Below are 331 nucleotides of genomic sequence, written 5' to 3'. Positions count from 1 at the left end.
CTTCATGGTGCTGCGGGTCCAACCATGCGTCTCGCGACTCACGGGGTCCGGGCATTATTCTGCATCGAATGCCGCCGAGGGGAAGCTGCTGGCTGACAGACCGCCCCCTCGCGTCGCGGCGCCGGGCGTCGTAGACCGCTCCTACAGGCCTTCGATCTTGAACGTCACGGCCTGTACGTCAACCTGGAGCGCGGCAACCGCAACCAGGGCGCCCTCGTCGTCAACGCCGCCAACCTCGTCCCGGTCGCCTACAGCGCCATCGGTCGCCGCGACGACGAGTTCGCCGTCGTCCGCGCCGGCCTGAACTACAAGTTCGGCTCGTACTAAGACC

The 331-nt window shown here is 66.8% G+C and carries 1 pseudogene; it reads left to right on the top strand.

The annotated features are described in order from the left end of the window. Nucleotides 1-162 precede the first annotated feature (162 nt). Nucleotides 163-327, top strand: a pseudogene (locus tag MKK65_RS14085) (porin family protein); the annotation flags it as partial. Nucleotides 328-331 lie beyond the last annotated feature (4 nt).

The organism is Methylobacterium sp. J-001, assembly GCF_022829565.1.
Classification (GTDB): Bacteria; Pseudomonadota; Alphaproteobacteria; order Rhizobiales; family Beijerinckiaceae; genus Methylobacterium.
This window is presented reverse-complemented; position numbering and strand designations above follow the sequence as displayed.